Source organism: Saccharopolyspora taberi, from assembly GCF_039534165.1.
Classification (GTDB): domain Bacteria; phylum Actinomycetota; class Actinomycetes; order Mycobacteriales; family Pseudonocardiaceae; genus Saccharopolyspora_D; species Saccharopolyspora_D taberi.
Map to the genome: position 1 here is coordinate 82,310 of NZ_BAAAUX010000019.1, position 23,206 is coordinate 105,515.

Annotated in this window: 22 protein-coding genes; 6 read left to right on the forward strand and 16 right to left on the reverse strand. The window is 70.1% G+C overall.

All coding sequences use genetic code 11. The features are described 5' to 3' along the window. Positions 1–64 precede the first annotated feature (64 nt). The 6 genes from ABD691_RS22155 to ABD691_RS22180 form a co-directional block, all read right to left on the reverse strand. Entirely contained in the window at positions 65–1,066 is a 1,002-nt protein-coding gene (locus ABD691_RS22155) for a proline racemase family protein (protein ID WP_344682695.1), read from the reverse strand. After that, positions 1,066–1,986, reverse strand: a complete 921-nt coding sequence (locus ABD691_RS22160) for a dihydrodipicolinate synthase family protein (RefSeq protein WP_344682697.1) — start codon at positions 1,984–1,986, stop codon at positions 1,066–1,068. Before ABD691_RS22160 ends, ABD691_RS22155 begins: the two co-directional genes overlap by 1 nt. Next, complete coding sequence (locus ABD691_RS22165) at positions 1,986–3,383, reverse strand: FAD/NAD(P)-dependent oxidoreductase (protein ID WP_344682699.1); 1,398 nt, start codon at positions 3,381–3,383, stop codon at positions 1,986–1,988. The genes ABD691_RS22160 and ABD691_RS22165 overlap by 1 nt, the downstream gene beginning before the upstream one ends. Further along, a complete protein-coding gene (locus ABD691_RS22170; protein ID WP_344682701.1) occupies positions 3,380–3,691 on the reverse strand; it encodes a (2Fe-2S)-binding protein in 312 nt (103 codons plus the stop codon). The genes ABD691_RS22165 and ABD691_RS22170 overlap by 4 nt, the downstream gene beginning before the upstream one ends. Beyond that, a complete protein-coding gene (locus ABD691_RS22175) occupies positions 3,688–4,848 on the reverse strand; it encodes an NAD(P)/FAD-dependent oxidoreductase (RefSeq protein ID WP_344682703.1) in 1,161 nt (386 codons plus the stop codon). Before ABD691_RS22175 ends, ABD691_RS22170 begins: the two co-directional genes overlap by 4 nt. A gap of 67 nt (positions 4,849–4,915) precedes the next feature. Further along, positions 4,916–5,491 (reverse strand): helix-turn-helix domain-containing protein, encoded by a 576-nt coding sequence (locus ABD691_RS22180; protein WP_344683498.1) that lies wholly within the window; start codon positions 5,489–5,491, stop codon positions 4,916–4,918. Between the two features lie 485 nt (positions 5,492–5,976). Between ABD691_RS22180 and ABD691_RS22185 the strand changes: the two genes are divergently transcribed. From ABD691_RS22185 to ABD691_RS22205, 5 genes are all read left to right on the forward strand, one after another. Further along, positions 5,977–7,260 (forward strand): ABC transporter substrate-binding protein, encoded by a 1,284-nt coding sequence (locus tag ABD691_RS22185; RefSeq protein ID WP_344682705.1) that lies wholly within the window; start codon positions 5,977–5,979, stop codon positions 7,258–7,260. A gap of 5 nt (positions 7,261–7,265) precedes the next feature. Further along, positions 7,266–8,180, forward strand: coding sequence for a carbohydrate ABC transporter permease (locus tag ABD691_RS22190; protein WP_344682707.1), 915 nt, complete (start codon positions 7,266–7,268; stop codon positions 8,178–8,180). A gap of 110 nt (positions 8,181–8,290) precedes the next feature. Beyond that, the gene (locus ABD691_RS22195; RefSeq protein ID WP_344683500.1) at positions 8,291–9,067 is read left to right on the forward strand and encodes a carbohydrate ABC transporter permease; all 777 of its coding nucleotides are present in this window, start codon (positions 8,291–8,293) and stop codon (positions 9,065–9,067) included. 34 nt (positions 9,068–9,101) lie between these two features. Then, positions 9,102–10,187, forward strand: coding sequence for a Gfo/Idh/MocA family protein (locus ABD691_RS22200; RefSeq protein ID WP_344682709.1), 1,086 nt, complete (start codon positions 9,102–9,104; stop codon positions 10,185–10,187). Next, positions 10,184–10,930 carry a ThuA domain-containing protein gene (locus ABD691_RS22205; RefSeq protein WP_344682711.1) on the forward strand — a complete coding sequence of 249 codons (747 nt, stop codon included), beginning with the start codon at positions 10,184–10,186 and terminating at the stop codon, positions 10,928–10,930. Before ABD691_RS22200 ends, ABD691_RS22205 begins: the two co-directional genes overlap by 4 nt. Before the next feature lie 45 nt (positions 10,931–10,975). On the opposite strand, the gene aztD is transcribed toward ABD691_RS22205, so the two are convergent. From aztD to aztB, 4 genes are read right to left on the reverse strand one after another with little or no spacing between them, the layout of a single operon-like run. Beyond that, positions 10,976–12,139, reverse strand: coding sequence for a zinc metallochaperone AztD (aztD, locus tag ABD691_RS22210; RefSeq protein WP_344682713.1), 1,164 nt, complete (start codon positions 12,137–12,139; stop codon positions 10,976–10,978). Positions 12,140–12,172: 33 nt separating this feature from the next. Next, positions 12,173–13,105, reverse strand: coding sequence for a zinc ABC transporter substrate-binding protein AztC (gene aztC / locus ABD691_RS22215; RefSeq protein WP_344682715.1), 933 nt, complete (start codon positions 13,103–13,105; stop codon positions 12,173–12,175). After that, the gene (locus ABD691_RS22220; RefSeq protein ID WP_344682716.1) at positions 13,102–14,283 is read right to left on the reverse strand and encodes a hypothetical protein; all 1,182 of its coding nucleotides are present in this window, start codon (positions 14,281–14,283) and stop codon (positions 13,102–13,104) included. The genes aztC and ABD691_RS22220 overlap by 4 nt, the downstream gene beginning before the upstream one ends. 2 nt (positions 14,284–14,285) lie before the next feature. Beyond that, positions 14,286–15,140, reverse strand: a complete 855-nt coding sequence (gene aztB, locus ABD691_RS22225; protein ID WP_344682717.1) for a zinc ABC transporter permease AztB — start codon at positions 15,138–15,140, stop codon at positions 14,286–14,288. 77 nt (positions 15,141–15,217) lie between these two features. On the opposite strand from aztB, the gene aztA reads away from it, so the two are divergent. Continuing rightward, entirely contained in the window at positions 15,218–15,925 is a 708-nt protein-coding gene (gene aztA / locus ABD691_RS22230; protein ID WP_344682719.1) for a zinc ABC transporter ATP-binding protein AztA, read from the forward strand. A 49-nt stretch (positions 15,926–15,974) separates the two neighbouring features. Here the strand turns inward: aztA and ABD691_RS22235 are convergent, their stop codons facing one another. From ABD691_RS22235 to ABD691_RS22260, 6 genes are read right to left on the reverse strand one after another with little or no spacing between them, the layout of a single operon-like run. After that, positions 15,975–17,513, reverse strand: a complete 1,539-nt coding sequence (locus ABD691_RS22235; protein WP_344682720.1) for an MFS transporter — start codon at positions 17,511–17,513, stop codon at positions 15,975–15,977. Positions 17,514–17,544: 31 nt separating this feature from the next. Then, the gene (locus ABD691_RS22240; protein WP_344682721.1) at positions 17,545–18,813 is read right to left on the reverse strand and encodes a cytochrome P450; all 1,269 of its coding nucleotides are present in this window, start codon (positions 18,811–18,813) and stop codon (positions 17,545–17,547) included. Between the two features lie 24 nt (positions 18,814–18,837). Then, a complete protein-coding gene (locus ABD691_RS22245) occupies positions 18,838–20,019 on the reverse strand; it encodes a cytochrome P450 (protein ID WP_344682722.1) in 1,182 nt (393 codons plus the stop codon). Continuing rightward, positions 20,019–20,843 (reverse strand): MoaF C-terminal domain-containing protein, encoded by an 825-nt coding sequence (locus ABD691_RS22250; RefSeq protein ID WP_344682723.1) that lies wholly within the window; start codon positions 20,841–20,843, stop codon positions 20,019–20,021. The genes ABD691_RS22245 and ABD691_RS22250 overlap by 1 nt, the downstream gene beginning before the upstream one ends. A 24-nt stretch (positions 20,844–20,867) precedes the next feature. Then, a complete protein-coding gene (locus ABD691_RS22255; RefSeq protein WP_344682725.1) occupies positions 20,868–22,058 on the reverse strand; it encodes a cytochrome P450 in 1,191 nt (396 codons plus the stop codon). Between the two features lie 15 nt (positions 22,059–22,073). Continuing rightward, the gene (locus tag ABD691_RS22260; protein ID WP_344682727.1) at positions 22,074–23,204 is read right to left on the reverse strand and encodes a glycine amidinotransferase; all 1,131 of its coding nucleotides are present in this window, start codon (positions 23,202–23,204) and stop codon (positions 22,074–22,076) included. Between the last annotated feature and the right edge of the window lie 2 nt (positions 23,205–23,206).

Genomic DNA, 23,206 nt, shown 5'->3' on the forward strand with positions numbered 1-23,206 from the left:
TCCGGTCAGTTGGACAGGACAGGCTCCCGAGGTGGCGAAACCCCGGTCGCACCACAACGCAAGGTCAGACCGTGAAACCGGCCGGGAACGGATCTTCGGGGTCGAGCAGGTAGTTCGCGGTCCCGGTGATCCAGGCGCGGCCGGAGAACTCCGGCACCACGGCGGGCAGCCCGCCCACGGTGGCGGTGCCGACGAGCCGCCCGGTGAACCGGGTACCGATGAACGACTCGTTGACGAACTCGGTGCCCAGTTCCAGCTCGCCCCGCGCGTGCAGCTGGGCCATCCGGGCGGAAGTTCCGGTGCCGCAGGGAGAACGGTCGAACCAGCCGGGGTGGATCGCCATCGCGTTGCGCGAGTGCCGGGCGGTCGAGTCCTCGGACACGAACTGCACGTGCTTGCACCCGCCGACCAGCTCGTCGACCGGGTGCTGCGGTCGGTTGTGCTCGTTGACCGCGGCCATGATCTTCAGGCCCGCGTCGAGGATCTCGCCCTTGCGGGCGCGGTCGAAGGGCAGCCCGATGCTGTCGATCCCGACGACGGCGTAGAAGTTGCCGCCGTAGGCCATGTCGTAGCGGATCCGGCCCAGCCCCGGCACCGGGACCTCGGCGTCGAGTTCGAGCGCGAAGGAGTCGACGTTGCGCAGCGTCACCTGCTTGGCGACGCCGTCGCGGACCTCCACCCGCGCCTCGACCAGTCCGGCCGGGGTGTCCAGCCGCACCACCGTCGCCGGCTCGGTGACGGTGACCATCCCGGTTTCCACCAGCACGGTCGCGACTCCGATCGTCCCGTGACCGCACATCGGCAGCAGGCCGCTGACCTCGACGAAGAGCACGCCCCAGTCGGCTTCCGGCCGGATCGGCGGTTGCAGGATCGCCCCGCTCATCGCCGAGTGCCCGCGCGGCTCGTCGACCAGGAACCGCCGCAGGTCGTCGAGGTGCTCGACGAAGTACCGGCGGCGCTCGGCCATGCTCGCGCCCGGCACCGGCGGCACCCCGCCGGTCACCACCCTGGTGGGCATCCCCTCGGTGTGGGAGTCCACCGCGCTGATCGTCCGGACCGAGCGCATCACGAACGCTCCTGGAGCGCGGCGATCGCGCGCGCCATGTCGGCCCGGACCTGGTCCCGGTGCTCGGGGACCAGCGGTCCGCGCGGCGGGCGGCACGGGCCGCCATAGCGGCCGACCTGCTCCATGCCCAGCTTGATCGCCTGCACGAACTCGGTCCGCGAGTCCCAGCGGAACGCCGCCACCAGCGGCTCGTACAGCGCCCGCGCCTCGGCGAGCTTGCCCGCCGTCGCCAGCTCGAACAGCTCGACCGACTCCGCCGGGAAGACGTTGGGGAATCCGGCGAACCAGCCGGTGGCTCCCATCAGCAGGCTCTCCAGCACGACGTCGTCGGCGCCGCCGATCACCTCCAGGTCCGGCGCCAGCTCCCTGATCTCCAGCACCCGGCGGACGTCGCCGGAGAACTCCTTGACCGCCACCACGTTGTCCAGCTGCGCGATCTCGGCCAGCAGGCCGGGGGTCAGGTCGACCTTGGTGTCGATCGGGTTGTTGTAGACCATGACCGGCAGCCCGACCTCGGCCACCGCCGCGTAGTGCGCCAGCACCTCGTGGCGGTTCGCCCGGTACATCGTCGGCGGCAGGCACAGCACGCCGTCCGCGCCGTCCTCGGCGGCCAGCTCGGCCCAGTGCCGGGCCTGGTGCGCGCCCGCGCCGTGCACGCCGACGACCACCACGCCGTCGGAGCCGACCGCCTCGATCGCCGTCCTGGCGACCCGGCGACGCTCCTCGTCGGTCAGCGCCGAGTACTCGCCCAGCGATCCGTTCGGCCCGACACCGCGGCAGCCGTTGTCGACCAGCCAGCGGCAGTGCTCGGCGTAGCGGTCGTAGTCGACCGCGAGCCCGGCCGGAGCGCTCGCGTCCTCGGCGTAGGGCAGCGCGGTGGCCACGACGACTCCGCCCAGGCCCGCGTTCTCAACACCCATCAGCGCGTCTCCTCCTCTGGTTGCCCTGCCAGTTCGCCCAGCCGGATCGGCTGCGCGATCGGTCTGTTGTGGACTGACGCCGTTTCTCCCCCGAGCCGTGCGGAAAGCTCCGCGACGTTAGTCCCGCACACCCGCCCCTGACATGGCCCGAGCCCGGCTCGCGTGCCGAGTTTGACCGCCCGTGACCCGCTCCCGGCGGGCTGCGTCAGCGCCGCTTGGAGGTCGCCGTAGGAGGTCTCCTCGCAGCGGCACACCACCGTGTTCCGCCGGAGCCAGTCCGGCCACGCCGCGCCGATCGGGTGTGCCCGCTCCAGCCGCCGCGCGAAATCCCTGCCCGCGTCGCGTTTCCTGCGCTCGGCCCGGATGGCGGCCGGATCACCGCCGGCCGCAACCCATCCGGCCACCGCGCCTTCGGCCCGTGCGGCCGGAGCACCGGCGATCCCGGTGACCTCGCCCGCGGCGAACACCCCCGCGGCACTCGTGCGCTGGTTGCCGTCGACCTGGACGAACCCGTCGCGCAGGGTGCACCCGGCGGAGACGAACAGCTCCAGCTGCGGGGTGAAGCCGTGCCCGACGCAGAGCGCGTCGACCGGGACCGTGCGTTCGGTGCCGGGAACCGGCGACCAGTCCGGCCGCAGCCGGGCGGTCACGACCTCCTCCACCCGGCCGTCGCCCCTGGCTTCGACGACCGCCCGGCCCATCCGGTACGGCGTCCGGTGGCACAGCTGGCCGACCGCGTACTCGGCCAGTTCGAGGGCTTTTCCGTACTGTGGCAGCAGTTCCCATGCACGCCGGAGCCATCCCCTGGACACAGTGGATGGTGAGTTCGCTTCCAGCACTTCGACCACCCGCGATCCCGCTTCCAGCAGCGATGCCGCGACCGGGAGCAGGAACGGTCCCGTCCCCGCGACGACCACCCGGTCGCCGACGACGATCCGCTCTCCCTTGGCCAGCGCCTGGGCCGCGCCCGCGGTGTGGACACCGGGCAGATCCCAGCCCGGGAAGGGAAGAACCCGGTCGTGGGCTCCCGGAGCGAGCACGAGCGCGTCCGGCCTGATCGTCTCGCGGGTGCGCCCCTCGCCGTCCACCCCGCCGCGCAGCAGTTGCACCGACGGCGGGCCATCGTCGAGCTTTTCCAGCGCCCACACCGAAGTCCGAGACAACCACGTGCACCGGCGATGCTCCAGGACGAACCGGCGCTGCCGGTCGAACGAGTCCCAGCCGTGGTGCAACCGCTTCGGGTAGCGCGCGGCATACGCCTCGGGCAGCATCCGGTGGTACTGCCCGCCGGGCTGGTCGGCGGCGTCGACGAGGGTCACCGACGCGCCCGCGAGCAACGCCTTCTCCGCCGCTGCCAGGCCCGCGGGCCCCGCGCCGACCACGACCACGCGCCTCATCGGGCGTCCTCCGCCCTGGACTGCGTCCGCACGTCGTCGCCATCGCGGGCGCGGCGGCGGCACGCGCGCACGTCGCGCTCCTCGTTGACCGTGACCAGGCAGTCGAAGCACACTCCGATGCCGCAGAACACGCCCCTGGCACCGCCGGAAACCCCGGTCCGCCAGGTCTGCCTGCCCGATCCGAGCAGAACTCCCGCGATCGTCTGCCCGTCGATGCCCTCGACGGGATCGCCGTCGAAGCTGATCCGCACCGGCACGTCATTCCTGCCGACCCGGTCGTCGCGGCCGGGTACGAGACGTGGGCTCACCGCGCTCCTCCTTCGGTCAGCACCGCGGGCCGGTCCACCCGGAACGGCTCCGCGTCGATCTCGGGAGCCCGGCCGCTGATCAGGTCGTGCAGCACCCGGGCCGTCCCGACGGACAGCCCGATACCGGCGCCCTCGTGCCCGGTGCTGTGCCACAGCCCGGGAATCCGCGGGTCCTCCCCGATCAGCGGCAGGTGATCCGGCACGTACGGGCGGAACCCGCCGTAGGCGCGCATGACCGGAACCCCGGCCAGTCCCGGGAACAATCGCAGGGCGCGCGAGGCGATCGCCGACAGCACGTGCGGCCTCATCCGGTCGTCGAAACCCACCTGGCGGCGGGAAGAACCGAGCAGCAGCGTTCCGCCCCGCGTCGACTCCACGACCGCCGACGTCTGCAACGCAGCGTCGCTGCTGCCGACCGCACCGACGTAGTCGGCGTCGTAGACCTTGTGGAACACCGTGGGCGGCAGCGGGGTCGTCACCAGCACCTCGCCCCGGCGCGGGCGGACGTCCACCGGCGCGCCCAGCGCGGCCGACACCTCCCCCGACCACGGACCGGCGGCGTTGACCACCGCGTCGGCCCGCACATCTCCTTGAGAGGTGCGCACGCCGGTGATCCGGCCGCCGCGCGTGATCGCGCCGGTCACCTCGCACCCGGTGCGCAGTGTCGTGCCCGCCTCGATCGCAGCCGAGAGCAGCGCGGTCGCCGCTGCGACCGGCTGCACCTGGGCGTCCTCGGGGTAGTGGTAGGCCGCGGCCACCTCGCGGGTCAGGTGCGGTTCGGCCGCGGCCAGGTCGGCGGGGTCCAGCGGTTCGGCGGTCACGCCCGCAGCGCGCTGTCCGGCGGCGAAGGCCGCCAGGTCGGACGCGCCCGCGTCGGTCGTGGCGACCACGATGCCGCCCTTCGGGTCCCACTCGATGTCGGCGTCCAGCTCGGCCAGCACTTCCGGCCACAGCCGCCGGGACAGCCGCGCCAGCCGCAGCTCCGGGCCGTCGGCCTTGTCCGACACCAGCACGTTGCCCTCGCCGTGCGCGGTCGTGGCCCCGGCGGGCCGGTGGCGGTCCACCACGACGACCTCGAAACCGCCGGCGGCGAGCTCCCGTGCGCAGGCCGAACCGACGACGCCGGCACCCAGCACCACGATCCGCGTTCGGTTCATCAAACCCCCGACGTTCTGTAAAACGAACGACGGGAGGCTATGGCTCAACTCACGGGAGTGTCAACGGTCACTGTTCGGCGACCAGGCCGTGCCTGCCCGACAGGTCGAGCCGGTTGCCCGGCCGGTACTGGAGCAGCAGCACCGAACGCACCGGACCGTCCAGCGCGGTGTAGCTGTGCGGCTGGGTGGCGTCGAAGGCCACGCAGTCGCCCGGCCCGAGGTCGGCGGCGCTGCCCTGCACTTCGACCCGCAGCCTGCCGGCTTGCACGATGGTGTGCTCGGTGCCGACGTGCCCCAGCGAGCGCTGGCTGCCCTCGTCCCGGACCTGCTGGTCGTAGACCTCGACGATCGCGTCGTCGAGCTCGATCCGGCGCAGCATCCGCAAATCCACGGCCTCGCCGCTGAGCACGTCGAGGTCGGCGGCGCGCACCACGGTCATCCCGCTGCCGCCGCGGGCGTCGAGCAGCTCGGAGATCGGCAGCTCCAGCGCCCGCGACAGGCTGAACACGGTCTCGATGGTCGGGTTGCCGGTCCCGGCCTCCAGCTGCGACAGCGTCGACTTGCCGATCGAGGACCGCCGCGACACCTCCGACAGCGACAGCCCCAGCTCGACCCTGGCCCGGCGCAGGTTCGCCGCCAGCATGTCCCGCACCGACTCGGTCTCCACTCAGCACCCCTCCCAGGTCGTTCGTCGAAACGAACGATCTTCTCGATAGCCCGTTCAGCAGAACGGTCAGCACTCGAGGAGTACACCACCGGCGAGGCCGGTCGAACACCCGGGCGGGCTCGTTCGGTCGGACCGGTTGACAAGGACGGGTGTCTCACGCCCGAATTTCGTCATGGTTAAAACTAGGTCGTCGGTATTAAAGCGGCAAGATCTGTGATTTATTTTCTTTCCAGTCATTAATCGGCGAAAAATCGGACACGGTCGCGGACCTCGAAAAGGACCACAGTGGACTGCCGCGGATGATGCCACCGCCCGAGGTCCGAGCCCTGATACCCGCTCAGGCTTGACACTTCCCGTCGCGCAGCTGAATATTTGACCCGTCTCACGCCGCAGTTCTGACCGGCAACCGACCGCGCTCGCGCGGCCGACACACCCACGAGGAACGCGAAGCGGAGACGACCATGCAGTTCGCCCGTGCGAGATCACTGGCCACCCTCACCACCCTGTCCATCGCGCTCACCGGCTGCGTCGGCACCGGCACCACCGCCCCGGCCCCCGAACGGGCCCCGGAAGGCACGGTTACCGACCCCGCCTCCGCCCGGGGCGCCAGCGGCGACGTGACCATCTGCGGACACCGCGACACCGGGGTGTTCAAGACGCTCACGGATTCCTTCAACGCCAGGGCGACCGGCGTCACCGCCCGCTACGTCGAGCTGGGCCAGGACACCGACATCACCCGCGCGCAGGCCATCCAGCGCCTCGAAGGCGGCTCGGCCGAGTGCGACCTCTACCTGATGGACGTGACCTGGACCGGCGAGTGGGCGGCCCAGAGCTGGGTCCAGGACCAGAGCAGGCTGGTGGAGCAGCGCGGGGACGACCTCATACCGTCCACTTTGGATACCGCGCGCTACGACGGCCGCCACTGGGGCACGCCCTTCTACACCAACGCGGGCCTGATGTTCTACCGCAGCGACCGCGTCCCGCCGCCGACGACCTGGAAGCAGGTCTACGAGCAGGCCCGGCTGCACCCGCAGAACCAGGTCGAGATGCAGGCCAAGCAGTACGAGGGCCTGACGGTGAACTTCCTGGAGATGCTGTACTCCGCGGGCGGTTCGGTGCTCGACGAGCGGGGCGGCATCACCGTCGACTCGCCGCAGACCCGCGCGGTGCTGACCACGATGGCCGAGGGCATCAGGTCCGGCGCGGTCGACCGCGCGTCGCTGACCTACGAGGAGGACGGCTCGCGGCGCGCCTACGAGTCCGGAGCGGCCGGGCAGCTCCGCCAGTGGCCCAGCGCCTACAAGCTGATCCAGCAGACCGGCGCCGGTCCGGCCACCGCGGTCGCGCCGCTGCCCGCCTTCGACGAGCACACCAGGCCCGCGGCCGTGCTCGGCGGCTGGAACCTCGCCATCGCCGCGAGTTCGGACAACACCGGCGGAGCCGTGGCGCTGATCGACTACGCCACCAGCGCGGAGTTCCAGAAGACGATGGCGGTCAAGCACGCGCAGGCGCCCGTGGTCGCCTCGGTCTACGACAACCCCGAGGTCCGGGCCAAGATCCCGTTCATCGACCAGCTCAGGCAGTCGGTGCTCAGCGCCAAACCGCGCCCGAAGTCCTCGGTGTACGCGCAGATCTCGAAGGCCATCCACAGCAACGTCTACCCGGTGCTCGCCGGCGAGGTCGACGTCGAGACCGCGGTGCGGAAGATGGCCGCCGACATCAAGACCGCTCAGGAGACGTTCTGATCACCATGGCAACCAAGCAGAACAAGCAGAGCGTCGACTTCCAGCAGCGACGCACCGCGGTGTGGATGGTCAGCCCCGCGCTGATCGTGATGTTCCTGGTGGCGGCCGTGCCGATCGGCTACGCGATCTGGCTGTCGCTCAACGTCTACAGCGTGCGGCAGGCTGGCCTGTCGAAGTTCGTCGGCCTGAGCAACTACTGGGAGGCGCTGATCTCCTCGGCCTGGTGGCAGGCGTTCGGGCAGACGTTCTTCTTCGCGTTCGTCTCGGTGGGCCTGGAGGTGGTCCTCGGAACCGCGATGGCGCTGCTGCTCAACATGGCGTTCCGCGGGCGGGGGCTGCTGCGTTCGACGCTGCTCGTCCCCTACGCCGTGCTCACCGTGGTCAGCGCGATCACCTGGCAGGCGATGTTCGAGTCGAACCTCGGCCTGGTGACCGGGGTCCTGCGGGCGCTGGGCCTGCCGGGCGGCGAGCTGGTGTGGCTGAGCGAACCGGGCCACGCGATGGCGGTGATCATCGTCGCCGACGTCTGGAAGACCGCTCCGTTCGTCGCACTGCTGGTGCTGGCCGGGTTGCAGGTCATCCCCGGCGAGGTCTACGAGGCCGCCGACCTCGACGGGGCCGGGCGGTGGCAGACCTTCTGGCAGGTCACGCTGCCGCTGCTGCGCCCGGCGATCGCGCTGGCCGCGATCTTCCGGCTGCTCGACGCGCTGCGGATCTTCGACCTGCCGTTCGTGCTCACCAAGGGCGCCAACGGGACGCAGACCATGTCGATGCTCGCCTACCAGGAACTGCGCGAGGGCAGGCTGATCGGGCAGGGCTCGGCGCTGTCGATCCTGACCTTCGCCACGGTCATGGTCGTCTCGCTGGTCTACATCCGGTTCGGCGGAGGCAACATCCGCGACGTCGCTGGGGAGAAGTGATGACGATCCTCGAAACCGCGAAGCCCGCTCCGGCACCAACGGCGGCACCGCGCAAACGCCGCAGCACCAACAGGTTGCGCCCGCTGACGCTGACGTTCGTGGTCCTGGTGATGCTGGCCTCGCTGGTGCCGTTCTACTGGCTGATCAACACCTCGCTGAAAGCCGGTGCCGACCTGTCCTCCGGCACCCTCTACCCCACCAACCCGTCGCTGCAGAACTACCTGGACGTCATCCACAACGGCAACTTCCTGACCGCGCTGGGCAATTCCGTCATCGTCGGTGTCGTCACGACGACGCTGGCGCTGGTGCTCGCGTCGTTCGCCGCCTACGCCCTGGCGCGGCTCAAGCTCCCCCGCAAGGGCCTGATCCTCGCGGCGGTGCTGTCGGTGACGACGTTCCCGGTGATCGCCATCGCGGCCCCGATGTTCAAGATCTGGAGCGACCTCGGCCTCTACGACACCCTGGCCGGGCTGATCATCCCGAAGCTCACCTTCGCGCTGCCCATGGCGATCTTCGTGCTCACCTCGTTCTTCCGCGAGATCCCGTTCGAGCTGGAGGAATCAGCGCTCATCGACGGCGCCACCCCGTTCCAGGCGTTCCGCAAGATCATCCTGCCGCTGGCCGTTCCCGGCATCGCCACCACCGCGATCCTGGTCTTCATCTCGGTCTGGAACGAGTTCCTGCTCGGCGTCACGCTCACCTCGACACCCGCGGCGCGCACCGTCCCGGTCGCGATCGCGTTCTTCACCGGCACCAGCGAGTTCGACCAGCCGGTCGGCACCATCAGCGCGGCCTCGGTGCTCGTCACGATCCCGCTGCTGGTCGTGGTGCTGGTCTTCCAGAAACGCATCGTGGCCGGTCTCACCGCCGGCGCGATCAAGGGCTGAACCCCAACCTGTCACGGACGAAGGAGCACCGCACATGAATGACCCCACGCTTCGGGTCGGAGTCATCGGCGTCGGCTGGGCCGGCCAGCAGCACCTGGCCGCCTACCGCGCGCTGCCGGACGTCGAGATCGTGGCGATCGCCGGGAAGGAACGCGAACTCCTGGACTCGCTGGGCGAGGAGTACGGCGCCGCGCTGCTGTTCGAGAACTGGGAGGAACTCCTCGAAGCGCCCGGCCTCGACGCGGTCAGCATCGCGGTGCCGACCTTCCTGCACGCCCCGATCGCGATCGCCGCGCTCAAGCGCGGTCTGCACGTGCTCAGCGAGAAACCGCTCGCGCGCAACGCCGTCGAAGGCCAGCAGATGGTCGACACCGCCCGCGCGGCGGGCCGGGTGCTCGACGTGGTGTTCAACCACCGGCTGCGCGGCGACATCCAGGCGCTGGCCGGGATCATCCACCGCGGCGAGCTGGGCCGGGCCTACTACGCGAAGGCGTCCTGGATGCGGCGGCGCGGCATCCCGAGCCTGGGCAGCTGGTTCACCAACCAGGAGATGTCCGGCGGCGGCCCGCTGGCCGACATCGGCGTCCACGTGCTCGACTACGCGCTGTTCCTGCTTGGCGAACCGCGCGTCACGTCGGTCAACGCGGTCACCTACTCCGAGCTGGGGCCCCGCAACATCGGCGAGACGAAGGCGGGCGACAAGACCGGCACGGACTCGAAGTTCGAGGTCGAGGACTTCGCCGCGGCCTTCATCCGGCTGGAGGGAGGCGGGACGCTCGCGCTGGAGACCTCGTGGGCGGCGTTCCGCAGCCCGACCGACCTGATCGACTTCAGCGTGCTCGGCACCGAAGGCGGCGCCGAGCTGAAGGCGGTCGGCGCGACCAAGGCCGTGGTCGGCGACCTGCACGTCTACCGGGACGTCGACGGCGAGATCGCGGACTACACGCCGACGGCCGAACCGGGCCTGGCGCACGCCGGTGTCGTGGAGAACTTCGTCCGCGTCCTGCGCACTCCAGCCGAGTGGACCGCCAACGACGGCTCGCTCGCCCTGAAGCGCGCCCGGGTGATCGACGCCTGCTACCAGTCCGCCGCCGAGAAGAGGGAGATCACGGTCGAATGAGCCCGCTGCGCGTCACCGTCTGGAACGAAGGCGTCCACGAGTCCACTCAGGACCCCGCCGGGATGTCCGAGTACTACCCCGAAGGCATCCACGGCGCCATCGCCGAGGGCGTCCGCGAGCAGATCCCGGACGCCACCGTGCGCACCGCGCTGCTCAGCGACGCCGAGCACGGGCTGCCGGAGCCGGTGCTGGAGGACACCGACGTCCTGCTGTGGTGGGGTCACAAAGCGCACGGGCAGGTCTGCGACGAAGTGGTCGACCGCGTCCAGCGGCACGTCCTGTCCGGGATGGGCCTGCTGGTCCTGCACTCCGGGCACTTCTCGAAGATCTTCACCCGGCTGCTGGGCACCACGTGCTCGCTGAGCTGGCGCAACGCCGCCGAACGCGAGCTGGTCTGGACGGTCGACCCGACCCACCCGATCGCCGAGGGCGTGCCCAGCCCGCTGGTGATCCCCGAGCAGGAGACCTACGGCGAGTTCTTCGACATCCCGGCACCGGACGAGCTGGTCTTCATCAGCTCGTTCAGCGGCGGCGAGGTGTTCCGCTCCGGGGTGACGTTCCGGCGCGGCAAGGGGCGCCTGTTCTACTTCAGCCCCGGCGACGAGCGCTACCCGGTCTACAACCGGCCGGAGATCCGCCGCGTCCTGGCCAACGGGATCCGGTGGGCCGCGCGGCCCGGCGTCGACCGGGCCGCGCCCAGCGTGTCCAACCCGCCGCGCGACTGGTACCTCGGCGAGGGGTGATCAGCGGTGAGGGCCCGGCCACCGGGCCCTCACCGCCGCGGAAGGTCAGGAGAGCACGCCGCTGAGTTCGTTCGGGACACCGGGAAGGTCCCCGGTGGTGCGGATGCTGCCCGAGGCCAGGTCGATCGCGTGGATCTTCTTCTTCGACGGGTCCGTGACGTAGGCGGTACCGCCGCGGACGAAGATCGCCGGCCGCGGCTGCTGCCACTCCAGCGGCTCCTGCCACGGGTCCATGACCGGGATCGTCCGCGTCACCTGGGCGGTCACCGGGTCGATCTGGTGGATCTTCCCGTCGGTGCCCAGGACCAACGCCTCGCCCTGCGGTCCCCTGGCCAGGGAGCGGAAGGTGTAGCTGGTGCCGAGGTCGACCAGCCGCAGGCTGCCGTTGGTGGTGTCGATGAGCGAGACCTGCTCGGGGCGCTCCAGCTCGGCGTGCTCGTCCTTCTTGTAGTCGCCCAGCACGATCGGCGACGCCTCGGAGCCCGCCTGGTTGCCGACCCGGCCGTACTCGGTGGGGCTGGCGACCTTCGCGATGGTGCCGCCGCGGTAGATCAGCACCCCGTTCTCGCAGCCGATCACGACGGCCTCGCCCATCGCGGTCGCCTCGCCGTGCACGCCGGGGCAGTCCTCGTTGCGGGCGATCTCCTTGCGCGCGGCGTCGAGCACCACGATGCCGGTCCGCTCCTCCTCGTTGCCGACCGTGACCACGAGTTCACCGTTGGCCAGCTCGATCGCGACGCCGTGGTGCGGTTCCGGCGCGCGGTAGGTCTCGGTCGGCGGCACGCCGGAGCCGAGCGCCTTCGGATCGAAGGTGGTGACCTCGCCGGTGCCGTCGGAGAAGAGCACGGTCCTGCCCGCGTGCCGCACGACGTGGCCGGGCTTGGCGCCCTTGAACTCGACGTCGGTCAGGGTCGCGCTCGCCGCGTCGAGCACGCGGAAACCCGTTGCCGTGGAGACCAGGACGTGGCTGCCGTCGCCCGCCGGGTTGAGGCGGTTGAAGCCCTCCAGCGGCAGGTCCTTGACGACCTTGAGCGTCGTGCCGTCGAGGACGTGGATGCCGCCGTCGTAGGTGACGGCAATCGGATCAGCCACCGTGGGCGGTGTTACGTCCGCCTGGGACGGAGCCTGCGTGGTGCCGCAGGCCCCCAGCACGACCGCCAGGGACAGGACCCCGGCCGCGATCTTCTTGCTCGAACTGGTACTCATCATCACCATTCCATTTCGGACGGACGGATGCGCGGTTCAGCCTCGGCCGAGCCCGCGGACGATCGACTCGGTGTTGGACCGCATCATTTCCAGGTAGTCGCCGGCCCCCTGCCCCGGCGGGCTCAGCGATTCGGAGAACAGCGGCACGACCGCGACGTGGAGTCCGGCCTGGTCGGCGAGGACCTGCGCGAGGCGGTCGGGCTGCGAGGAGTCCGCGAAGACCGCGGGCACACCGGCCGCGCGGATCGTGTCCGCGAGGGATTTCAGGTCCGACGCGCTGGGCGAGGCGAGCGTCGTTCCGCTGGGGATCACCGCACCGACGACCTGGAAGTCGTACCGCTGAGCCAGATATCCGAACACGTGGTGGTTCGTCACGAGCTTGCGGCGCTCGGCGGGAACGGCGGCGAACTGCTGCCCCATCTCCGCGTCGAGCCGGTCCACCTCGGCCCGGTACCGCGCGGCGTTGGCACGCACGGCCTGCGGGTCCACGCCGTCGACGTGGGCGATGACCTGCTCGGCGATCACGTCGACCGCCCGGCTCACCCGCCGGGGGTCGGTCCAGAAGTGCGGGTCGAGCTGGCCGTCCGCACCCGCGGCGGTGTGCCGGAGGGGATCGACCTCGGCCCCCACCGCGATGGCCGGAACCCCGGCCGCCTGCGCCGCCTCGACGTTGCGGGCAACGCCCTCCTCCAGCCCCAGTCCGTTGTGGACCACGAGCCCGGCCTGCTCCAGACTCGCCGCCTGCTGCGCCGAAATCCCGAAGGAGTGCGGGTCGGCATCGGGCTTCATCAACACCGTCACGTCGGCCTGGTCACCGATGATGTTCCGCGTGATGTCACCGAGGATGTTGGTCGTGACGACCACACCCGATCGATCACGGTCCGCCGCCGTGCAGCCGGTGAGTGCGAGCAGGGCTGCGATTCCCAAAGCGACCAGCAGTCGGCCGCCCTTCCACGATGCGCCGCTCATCGTCCTGTCTCCACCATGTGAGCAATCCGGCCACCGAGTTCGAAGGTGCGAGCGCGGCGGAGATTGTCGTTGTAGTCGATCTCGTGGACGACGCCGGCAGTCGCGTCGTTGACGTACGCGCGGCTGGTGTCGATCTCGATCGCAGGCGCGGCACCGGGATTGCTCAAAAGCGGGACAACTGCCGTCTCCTGGCCCGTTTCGCTGTCGAACGCGTGCAGAGCGCCGTCCGCGGTGAGGGCCAGCACCGGCCCGCCCGCGCCGACCGCGTTGGCTGCCAGCACCGGCCCGGTGGGGACGAACGTCCACGCGCGGTGTGCGACGTCGAGCGACCAGACGCCGTTCTCCCCCGCCTTCGCCGCAAGCGTGTCGCTTCCCGGCCGGTGGTCGAACTCCCGCGCGCGCTCGTGCTCGGAAACCGGCCGCGGATACGGGATCTTCTCGCCGCTGAACACACCGTCCTTCGAGCTGACGAGCAGAGCGCCGTCGGCGCAACCGAAAACGACACCCCGCCTGGTCACCGCAGAACCGGCCGGGCCGGGGCAGGGCTGGTCGATGGTCGTGACCGGGCCCCCGTCCCGGCTCCGAACCTGCACCGCACCCGCCTCGACCGGCACGAGGACGTGGCCGTCGTGGGGCATCACCGCGGCCCCGCGCGCCACGTCCCGGATCTTGCCGGTCTCGGTGATAGTGCCCGCATCCAGCTTGGCGCGATCCAGCAAGGAGGCCGTGCCGTCGGCGAACGACACGGCGACGACCGCTGGATCGCTGTGCGCTCGCACCGGCCCGGTTCCCGCGATCGCGCCGACCTCGCGGACGGCAGCGCGGTAGTAGTGCACGTGATCGCCGTGATCGACCATCCAGGAACCGCTGTCGACGATCCGGACCTCCGGACCCGACGCCAGATAGGCGAATCGCCCGTCACCGGCGATCTCCTCGACACCGTGCGCGTGGCCGGCCTCGGTGACGTCACCGGTGATCAGGTCCAGCACGCGCACGGCGCCGGAATCCGCGTCGGTGACGACCAGGCGCGACTGCGCTTCGGCGGCCTCCTCGGCACCTTCCACGTAACCGTGCGGGACTTCTTCGGCCGGTGGGGGCGGCGCTTGCGCGCACCCCGCCAGGACCATCGCCGCCACCGACCATCCCGCGATGACGACGGATTTCTTCCTTCGGTTCACGATCACCTCTCGGTTCCGCCTGACGTGGTTGGGATCCGCTGCATGCGGTGGCGGAGTTCCGCACCGAGCGCGGAGAGGAAGAACAGCGCGACCGCAGCCGCCGAGATCGTCGCTCCGGCCGCGGTGCCCCAGTGCCACGAGCCGACCAGCCCGATGACCGTCGCGACCGTGCCGAGCACCGCTGCGCCGAGCATGATCGCGGGAATCCGGCCCGCCCAGAGGGCAGCCGCGGCAGGCGGCGCGATGAGCAGGCTGAACACCAGCAGCGTTCCGACCACGTGGAACGACGCGACGATCGCCAGCGTGACCAGGCCCAGCAGGCAGGCGTGCGCGAGGCGGGGCCGCAGGCCGAGCGTGTGCGCTTTCCGCGGATCGAAGGCGAGCGCGACGAACGCCCGGTGGCCGAGCACCGACACCACGGCGGCGACGACCAGCGCGACAGCGAGGTAGCCGAGGTCCTGCACCCGCACTGCCAGGACGTCGCCGAACAGGAAGCCGGTCAGATCGACCGCGAAGGACTGCGAATGCGAGACGATGATCACGCCCAGCGACAGCATCCCGACGAACAACAGCCCGATCGCGGTGTCCTGCGACAGCCGCGACGACCGGCCGAGCGCGGTCACGCCGAGCGTCATCGCGCCGGCGCTGAGCGCCGCGCCGACGAGCAGGTTTCCGCCCAGGAGCGAGGCCAGCGCGACCCCGGGGAGCATGCCGTGCGACATGGCGTCGCCGAGGAAAGCCATGCCGCGCAGGACGACCCACGTGCCGACCAGGGCGCAGATCGCCGAGACCAACACCCCGGCCCACAGCGCCCGCGCCACGAAGGACACCTCAAACGGGACGAATAACCAGTCCATGACGAAACACCCTATAGTGAAAATGATTATCACTGTAGTTAGATTCGGGTGACACCGACCACTGCGCGAGGAGTGCCTTGAGCGACCAACCGGAGATCACCATCCGCGACCTGACAGTCGGCTACGGCCGCGAACCGGTGCTGCACGGCCTGAGCGCCACGTTCCCGCGCGGGCGCATGACGGCCGTCGTCGGTCCGAACGGTTCGGGGAAATCGACCCTGCTCGGAGTGATCGCGGGCGTGCTGCGCCCGGCCGCGGGCTCGGTCGAACGCGCGACCAGCAGCTCTCCCGCGTTCGTCGCGCAACGGAGTGCGGTGTCGGATTCCCTGCCGATCAGTGTCCGCGACACCGTGTCCATGGGCCGGTGGGCGCATCGCGGGCCGTGGCGTCGCCTGACCGCCCAGGACCGGGCCGTGGTCGAAGAGTGCATGGCCCGCCTGGAACTCCTCCCGCTGGCCGCCCGCCGGCTCGGCTCGCTGTCCGGCGGCCAGCGCCAGCGCGCCCTGCTGGCGCAGGGGCTGGCCCAGGAGTCCGAACTGCTCCTGCTCGACGAACCGGGCGCGGGACTGGACGCCGAAGCACGGCGCTTGATCACCGAGGCGCTGGAGAACACCAAAGCACTGGGGACGACCGTGGTCCAGGTGACCCACGACTTCGCCGAAGCGATGCGCGCGGACCACTGCCTGGTACTCCACGATGGACAGCTGACCGCCGCGGGCGCGCCCGGTGATGTCCTGACCCCGCAGGTGCTCGAAAAGGTCTGGGGCATCCGATCGCTGCCCTGATATGCCGGAGACGGCTCACACCGCGCTCGACGCCGTCACCACCAACGCCCTACGGTTCGCCTCGCCCGGTGTTGTCGGGCTCGGCCGTCACGCTCCTCCAGCCGAGCGCACGCGACGACCGGCGGAGCAGCGTGGCCAACGCGGTCAGGACGAGGAGTCCCGCGGCCACCACGGCCGTCGTGTGCAGACCGCCGACGAAGGCTTTCTCCGCGGCGTCCAGGACCGTGGTGCCGAGTGCTTCGGGCAGGGTCGCGGCGACCTGGACGGCTTCGGGCAACGACTGCGCCGCGTGGTGGCGCGTATCCGGTGGCACCTGGGCCAGGGCGGGGAAGAGACCGGTGTAGCTCGCGGCTGCGATCGTGCCCAGGATCGCCACTCCGAAACCCTCGCCGAGGTTCATGGCGGTTTCGTCGATCGACGCCGCCTGGCCCGCCTGGTCGCTCGGCGCCGCGCTCATGATCGCGTTCGACGCGGCCGCGAGGGCCGCCGCGGTGCCCAGCCCCTGCCCCGCCAGGGAAAGCGCCAACAGCACCGGCCTGTCCTGCACGGACAGCAGGACCAGGATCCCCAGGGAAACCGCGACGGTTGCGAGACCGGCGGTGATCGCGCCCCGCGAGCCCGCACGCCGCAGCAGCGGGGCGGCGGCCAGGCTGCCGAGGACCATCGCGCCGGCCAGCGGAAGCATCCGCAGTCCCGCTCCCAGCGGCCCCTCCCCCAGCACCAGCTGGAGGTACTGGGTGATCAGCAGCTCAACGCCCACGGTGGACGCCGCGGCCACGAACACCGCGATCACCGCCGTCCTGAGCATCGGATCGGCGAACAGCCCCAGGTCGAGCAGCGGGTGGCGCAAGCGACGCTGGCGACGGACGAAGAGCACCAGCAGCACCGCACCGATCACCCCGCAGCCCAGCGTCGGCAGCGCGAGCAAAGCACCGTGGCCGGACTCCTTGATCGCGTAGGCGACCCCCAGGACCCCGGCGGTGACCAGCAGTGCGCTCGGCAGATCCCACCGACCTCCGCCGGTGTTGCGCGACTCCGGTACGAGCCACCGGGCGGCCACCACGGCGAGTGCCATGGCGGGCACGTTGATCAGGAACACCGAGTTCCACCCGAAGTGCTCGACGAGCACCCCGCCGAGCAGCGGACCGATGAGCATCCCGGATCCCGCGACGGCGGACCACGCGCTGACCGCCCAGGCCCGCTCCCCCGGGTCGGGGAACGTGTGCCGGGTCAGCGACAGCGTCATCGGCATGATCATCGCGCTGCCGAGCCCGAGCAGGGCGCGCGCCAGGATGAGCACCACCACGTGCCCCGCGGACGCGGCCAGGGCCGAGGCCGCGCCGAACACGACATAACCGATCAGCAGCACCCGGCGACGGCCGAAGCGGTCGCCCAGCGTGCCGAACGTGATGAGCAGCGGCGCGGAGACCAGGGCGTAGACGTCGACGATCCACAGCAACTGCGTGGAACTGGGCCCGAGCTCGCGCGCGATCGTGGGCAGGGCGGTGAACAGGACCGTCATGTCCACCGCCATCAGCAGCATGCTCAGGCACAGGACCACGAGCACGCCCACCCGGCGTCCGGTCATCGAGCCGTCCCCTGTCGTCCGCCGCGGTCGATCAGGTCGACACGTGCAGGGACATCGGGCCTCGGAGTTCGAACGTCGGCCCCCACTGCGGCTCGCTCAGCAGTTTCCACTGCGGCGCCTTGCGGAGCAGGGCCGAGTGCAGCGCTGCCATCTGGACCTCGGCGAGCCGTGCCGCGAGGCAGTAGTGCAGTCCGGCCCCGAAAGCCAGGTTCGCGCTCGGCTCGCGGGTGATGTCCAGGCGATCGGGATCGTCGAAGTTGGCCGGATCCCGGTTGGCGGAGACGAACAGGACCGCCAACTGCGCGCCTTTGGGGATGTTCCTGCCGCGCAGCGGGAAGTCCTCCAGGGCGTAGCGCTCGAAGCTGTGCACCGACGTGTCGTAGCGGATCAGCTCCCGCACCGCGTTCGGCAGCAGACCCGGATCGTCGCGGAGCAGTTCCCACTGGTCGGGGTGGCGGTGCAGGCTGACGCAGCTCACCGCGTTCGACCTGTGCACCGAATCCACGCCGCCCATGGCGAGCATGGCCACGCTGTGCGCGATCTCCACCGCCTCCATCTTCCCGGCGGCCTCGGCCTCCAGCAGCGAGCCGAGGAGATCGGGCTCGGCGGGGCGGTTCCGGCGCCAGTCCACCAGGTCCAGCAGGTAGCGCTCGAGCTCGCTCGCCGAGTTCACGGCACGCGCGAGGTCGTCGTCGGTCGTCTTCGGTGACGCGACGTCGATGGGGTCCTTCGCCCACGCCCGAACCATCCTCCGGTCGGCCGCCGGAATCCCGATGATCTCGCCGATCACGGTCAGCGCCAGCGGCTCGGTGACCTGAGCCATCAGGTCGCCCTCGCCGTCGCGGACGAACCGGTCCACGAGCTGGTCCGCCAGTTCCGCGCTCCGCGCGCGCAACCGGTCGGTTCTGCGCGCCTGGAACGCGGGATTGAGCTGGCGCCGGATCCGGTCGTGGACCGGCGGTTCGGCCGCGAGGCTCCCGTAGACGACCCGCCACAACGGCGCCTGCCACTCCGGAGGGGGCGTTCGCCCCATCTCCTCGTCGGTCGCGCAGTGGCGGTAGGTGTGCACGATCCGGCGGTCGGTCAGCACCGCCTTGACGTCGTCGTAGCGGGAGATGAGCCACTGGTCGGTCGGCTCGTGGTAGCAGACCGGGTACTGCTCGCGCAGTTCCCGGTACGCCGGGAACGGATCGGCGACGAACTCCTCGGAAAGCGGGTCGAACAGCATCACGTGCTCCAGGGGGGACGGATAGCGGATCTCGTTGAGCAGTTCCAGACAGGCGCGAGTTTCTCCCGGCACACCGGCAGATGCGGTGCTCCGACCTCAGGCGGCCACTGACAGCTCCCGCGGGCCGCGAATGCCTGCCGCGTCGTCCCACTGCGGTTCGGCGATCACGCGGCAGTTCGGAGCTTTGCGGATGAGGGCGGAGTACACGGCTGACATCTGCACGGACGCCAGGTGCGCGCCGGGGCAGTGGTGGCGCCCGGCTCCGAACGCCAGGTGAGGATTGGGACTGCGGTTGATGTCGAGTCGGTCGGGTTCGGTGAACCGCGCGGGATCGTGGTTCGCGGAGGCGAACAGGATGCCGACCTGAGCACCGCGCGCGATCCGCGCGTCGCCGACGGCGATGTCCTCCCGCGCGGTGCGGTCGAACTTGTGGACCGAGGCGTCGAACCGCAGCAGTTCCTGGACGGCGGTGGGCATCAGCTCGGGCTTCCGCCGGAGCAGCGCCCACTGGTCCGGATGCCGGTGCAGGGTCAGGAAACCGATCGCGTTCGACAGATTCGGGCAGGTCACGCTGAACACGAGCAACATGGCCGCGGCGGAGGCGATCTCCTGGTCCGGAAGTCCTCCGCCGCGCTCGGCGTCGGCGAGAGCGCTGAGCAGGTCGTTCTCGGGAGCCGTGCGTCGGTGTGCGACCAGTTCCAGCATGTAGTCGGTGAACTCGGCGGACGTGCTCACCGCGAGTGCGGTGTCGACCTGCGGACCGATTCCGAAGCAGGCCGTGATCAGGGATGCCCACCGCCCAACGCGCTCGCGATCGTCCCGGGGTACACCGATCAGGTCGGACATGACGGTCAGCGCCAACGGACGGGTCACACCCGCCATCAAATCGCCCCCGCCGGCTCGCACGAGTCCGTCCACGAGTTCCTCGGCCACTCGTTCCCAACGCGAGCGCAGTGCTGCGACCTGCGGAGCCGAGAACGCGTGCCGGACCAGCTTCATGGACCGGTCCGCCTGCTCCGGCCGTACCGTGGGGCATCCGGCCAGCAGCTGATCCAGGGATTCTTGGAGGCCAGGTGGCGCGCCCGGCGCCGAGAGCGACCCGCCGCGGTGCGCTGCTACGAGCCGGTGGTCGCGCAACAATCGCTTGACGTCCTCGTAGCGGCCGACGAGCCAGGTGCCGGTCGGTTCGTGGTAGCAGACCGGGCCTTGCTCGCGCAGTGCCCGGTAAGCCGGGAACGGATCCGCGATGAACTCCTCGGAGAACGGGTCGAACAGCATCACGTGCTCCGGGGCGCCGGGTAGCGGGTCTCGTTGAGCAGTTCCAGGCGGGCGCCGACCACGCAGTTGACGAACGACTCGTGCCGGGTGAGCTTCTGGTAGTGCAGCTTGCCTGTCGAACGCATCCGGTCCAGGTCGAGCAGCACGATGCCGACGGCCGGCGCCAGTTTCTCGCGCCATATCAGCAAGTACAGGTTCTCAGCCATCAGGTGGTAGCTGCATTCGTCCACTTCGGCCGCTCCGCCGCCCACGCCGCTGATGCAGTGCCAGCAGTACAGCCACTCGTTGAGGTAGATGTGCTCGTAGACGTCGGTTCCGTAGTCGCACAGCAGGCGTTTGCCGATCAGGTCCCTGGTGAACGGCGGTTCAGGGCGGCTGCGGGGACCGCCCACTCCCAGATGCTCCTGGTGAACCCGTGCGGCGCTGAGGTCGCCGGTCTCCACGATGCGCTCGTAGAGGTTGGGCTTGGCGCGGGCCGGTTCGGGAAGGCTGTGCCACAGCGCGGTGGCGTTGCCTTCCTTCCGGTCCAGGATGATCGACGCGGAGGACCGCGAGTCGTCGGGCAGGAGCCAGTCGATGAAGTAGAGGTCCGGGCGCAGCTCCGCGGAGGTGTAGCGGGCCTTCTGCGGCTGTTCTCCGCGCCGCTGCCAGATCACCTGGCTGTCCTCGGCGAACTCCAGGCGCAATGCCGGTTCCGGCCCCTCGCCGAAGAGGTCCAGCGCGCTGCCGGTGAGTTCGTCGGACTCCTGGTAGCGGTGCTCGTCCATCCCGGTGTCGCAGGAGTCCAGGGTGAGGAACAGTTCCACGCGGTCGGGTTCGGTCATGTCGTTCTCCTGTCCTAAGTGGAGTCACCAGGTCACGGGAAGCTCGCCTACTCCTCGGAGCAGCAGTCCGCGGCGCCATGGCAGCGAGTCGAGCGGTTTGGCGGGTTCGATCGCCGGTATCCGCCGGAGCAGGTGGTGCAGGACCATCTCCAGCAACATCCGCGCGATCGCGCGTCCCGGGCAGGAAAGACGGCCGTGGCCGAACCAGAGCTGGGCCTGGTCCGGGTTCCTGGCCGGGCAGGACGGTGCGAACACCCGGGGATCGCGGTTGGCCACATCGGTCGCGATGAGCACCAGCTCGCCGGGCCGGATCAGCTTCTCGTGCAGCACCACGTCTTCGGTCGCGACCCGCTGGACCGTGACCCCGCTGGGGCCCAGCGGAGTGCGCCGCATCATCTCCTCCAGCACGTCCGGGAGTTCGTCGGGGTTCTGCCGCAGATGACCGAACGCGGACGGCTCGGCGAACAACCGGATCGTCAGGAGCACGACAGCGTTCAACGGCGTGTCGTAACCGTTGGTCAGCAAGGAGAAACCCAGCTTGGCCATCTCCTCGTCGCTGAACGAACCCTCGGCGTCGTTGTCCGCGACGAGATCGCTGAAGAGCCGGCCGTCCGGAGTGCTTCTCTTCGATGCGATCAGGTCCTGGAAGAACGCGTCGGCCGTCGCGAACACCGAGTCGAGCTCGTCATCCGAGTGCGTGTCGAAGTTGATCGCCACGTGGGCCTGGTCGTGGAGTCTTCGCGCATCGGCCGGGTCGACGCCGAGCCACTCCGACACGAACTCCGCCGTGATCGGCGCGTAGAGGCCGTGCAGCAGTTCCGCCGGAGGCCCCGCGGCGACGAGAGCGTCAATCAGGTCCGCGATCCTGGGTTCCAAGCGGCGCTCGTAGGTCTCCGCGGCCTTGGGCGTCAATGACTGGGCGATGCGCTTGCGCAGGGAGGTGCCCTGCACCACCTCCATGAGATCGACCTCGAACGGGCCCACCTCGGTGGACTCCAGCCTCCTGCTCCCCGGGGTGCTCACCTCCAGCAGGTTCAGCCGCGGGTCGCTGAGGGCTTGCTTGGCCTCTTCGTAGCCGGTCACCAGCCAGGCCGTGTCGCCGTCGGGGCGGCGCACGCGCACCACCGGCTCCTCCCTGACGAGCCGCTCGCACACCGGCGAGAGGTCGGCTTCGTAGTCGCCGAACGGGAAGGTGAACTGGTCGTCGAGGCTCATGGGCAGCTCTCCCGGTCAGTCGAAGTAGCTTTCGGGGACCGACCCCTCCCGGACGGTGTCGAGGGTGAAGCAGTGGAAGCCGCCGCCGAACAGCCGCCGATGCCGGTGGCGGACCGGGACGACCGTGAACCCCTGCTTCTCCAGGGTCTTGACCAGTTCCGGGAACAGCGAGTTCGCGATGACGGTTTCCTCGTCCACCGACAGCACGTTGAGGTCGATGTACTTGCTGGTGAGCACGAGGTCGTCGTCCTCGTAGGTCGGGAAGATGTTCTCGTTCGGCTCCGGCGGGTAGATCCGGTCCCAGGACCGCAGCTTCTCCGGCAGGTGGTCGACCAGCCCCGGGTGGCGCAGCAGCAGCGTGCCCGGGCGCAGCGGCAGGACGAGGCTGTCGATGTGGTTGTCGGCGAAGCGCTCCAGCACGTGGAAGCGGAACCGGTCGCCGAGGTGGCGGCGCAGCCACTCGACGCCGAGCGCGTGGTTGCGGGTGGCGACGTTGACCAGGACGTCGCGGCCGAACCGGATGCACTGCGCGGCGTCGAACATCATCTCGTGGCCCACGTCGAACTCGGACTCCGCGGGCTCCGCGATCTCCTGCAGCGCCGGGGTGTTCTGCCCCGAGACGTAGGAGGTGTCGAAGGACCGGTCGGTCATCACCGGCCGCGGCATCGTCGTCCACCGCGCCCCGGCGTGGAAGTAGTCGTAGAACACCGGCTTGAGCAGGTCGTTCTCGAAGTACCGGGTGCGCACCTGCGGGGGCGTCTCGATGAGTTCGTCGCCGAACACGATCGCCTGGTCGCGGACGTTGAGCGCGGGCAGGCAGGTTCCGCTCCAGTACGGCGTGTTGAAGGTGGCGGGCCGCGACAGCGGAAGCGGGCGCCGCACCTTCACACCCAGACCGGTCAGCGCCGCCACGAACTCCTCGACGTCCTCGGTCAGTTCCTCGACGTAGCGCTGCTTGAGCCGGCGCGAGCCGTTGTTCGCCTCCTTCTCCTTCGCCACCTGGTACGTCGGGTAGTAGAAGGCCGCGTACGCCTCGTCGTGGAAGAAGAGCTTGAACGACAGCTCCATCTCGTGGCTGCCGTGGTTGAGCCCGGAACCGACGATGACCTCCTTGAGCGGCGACCACTCGTCGAAACTGTTGAGCATGG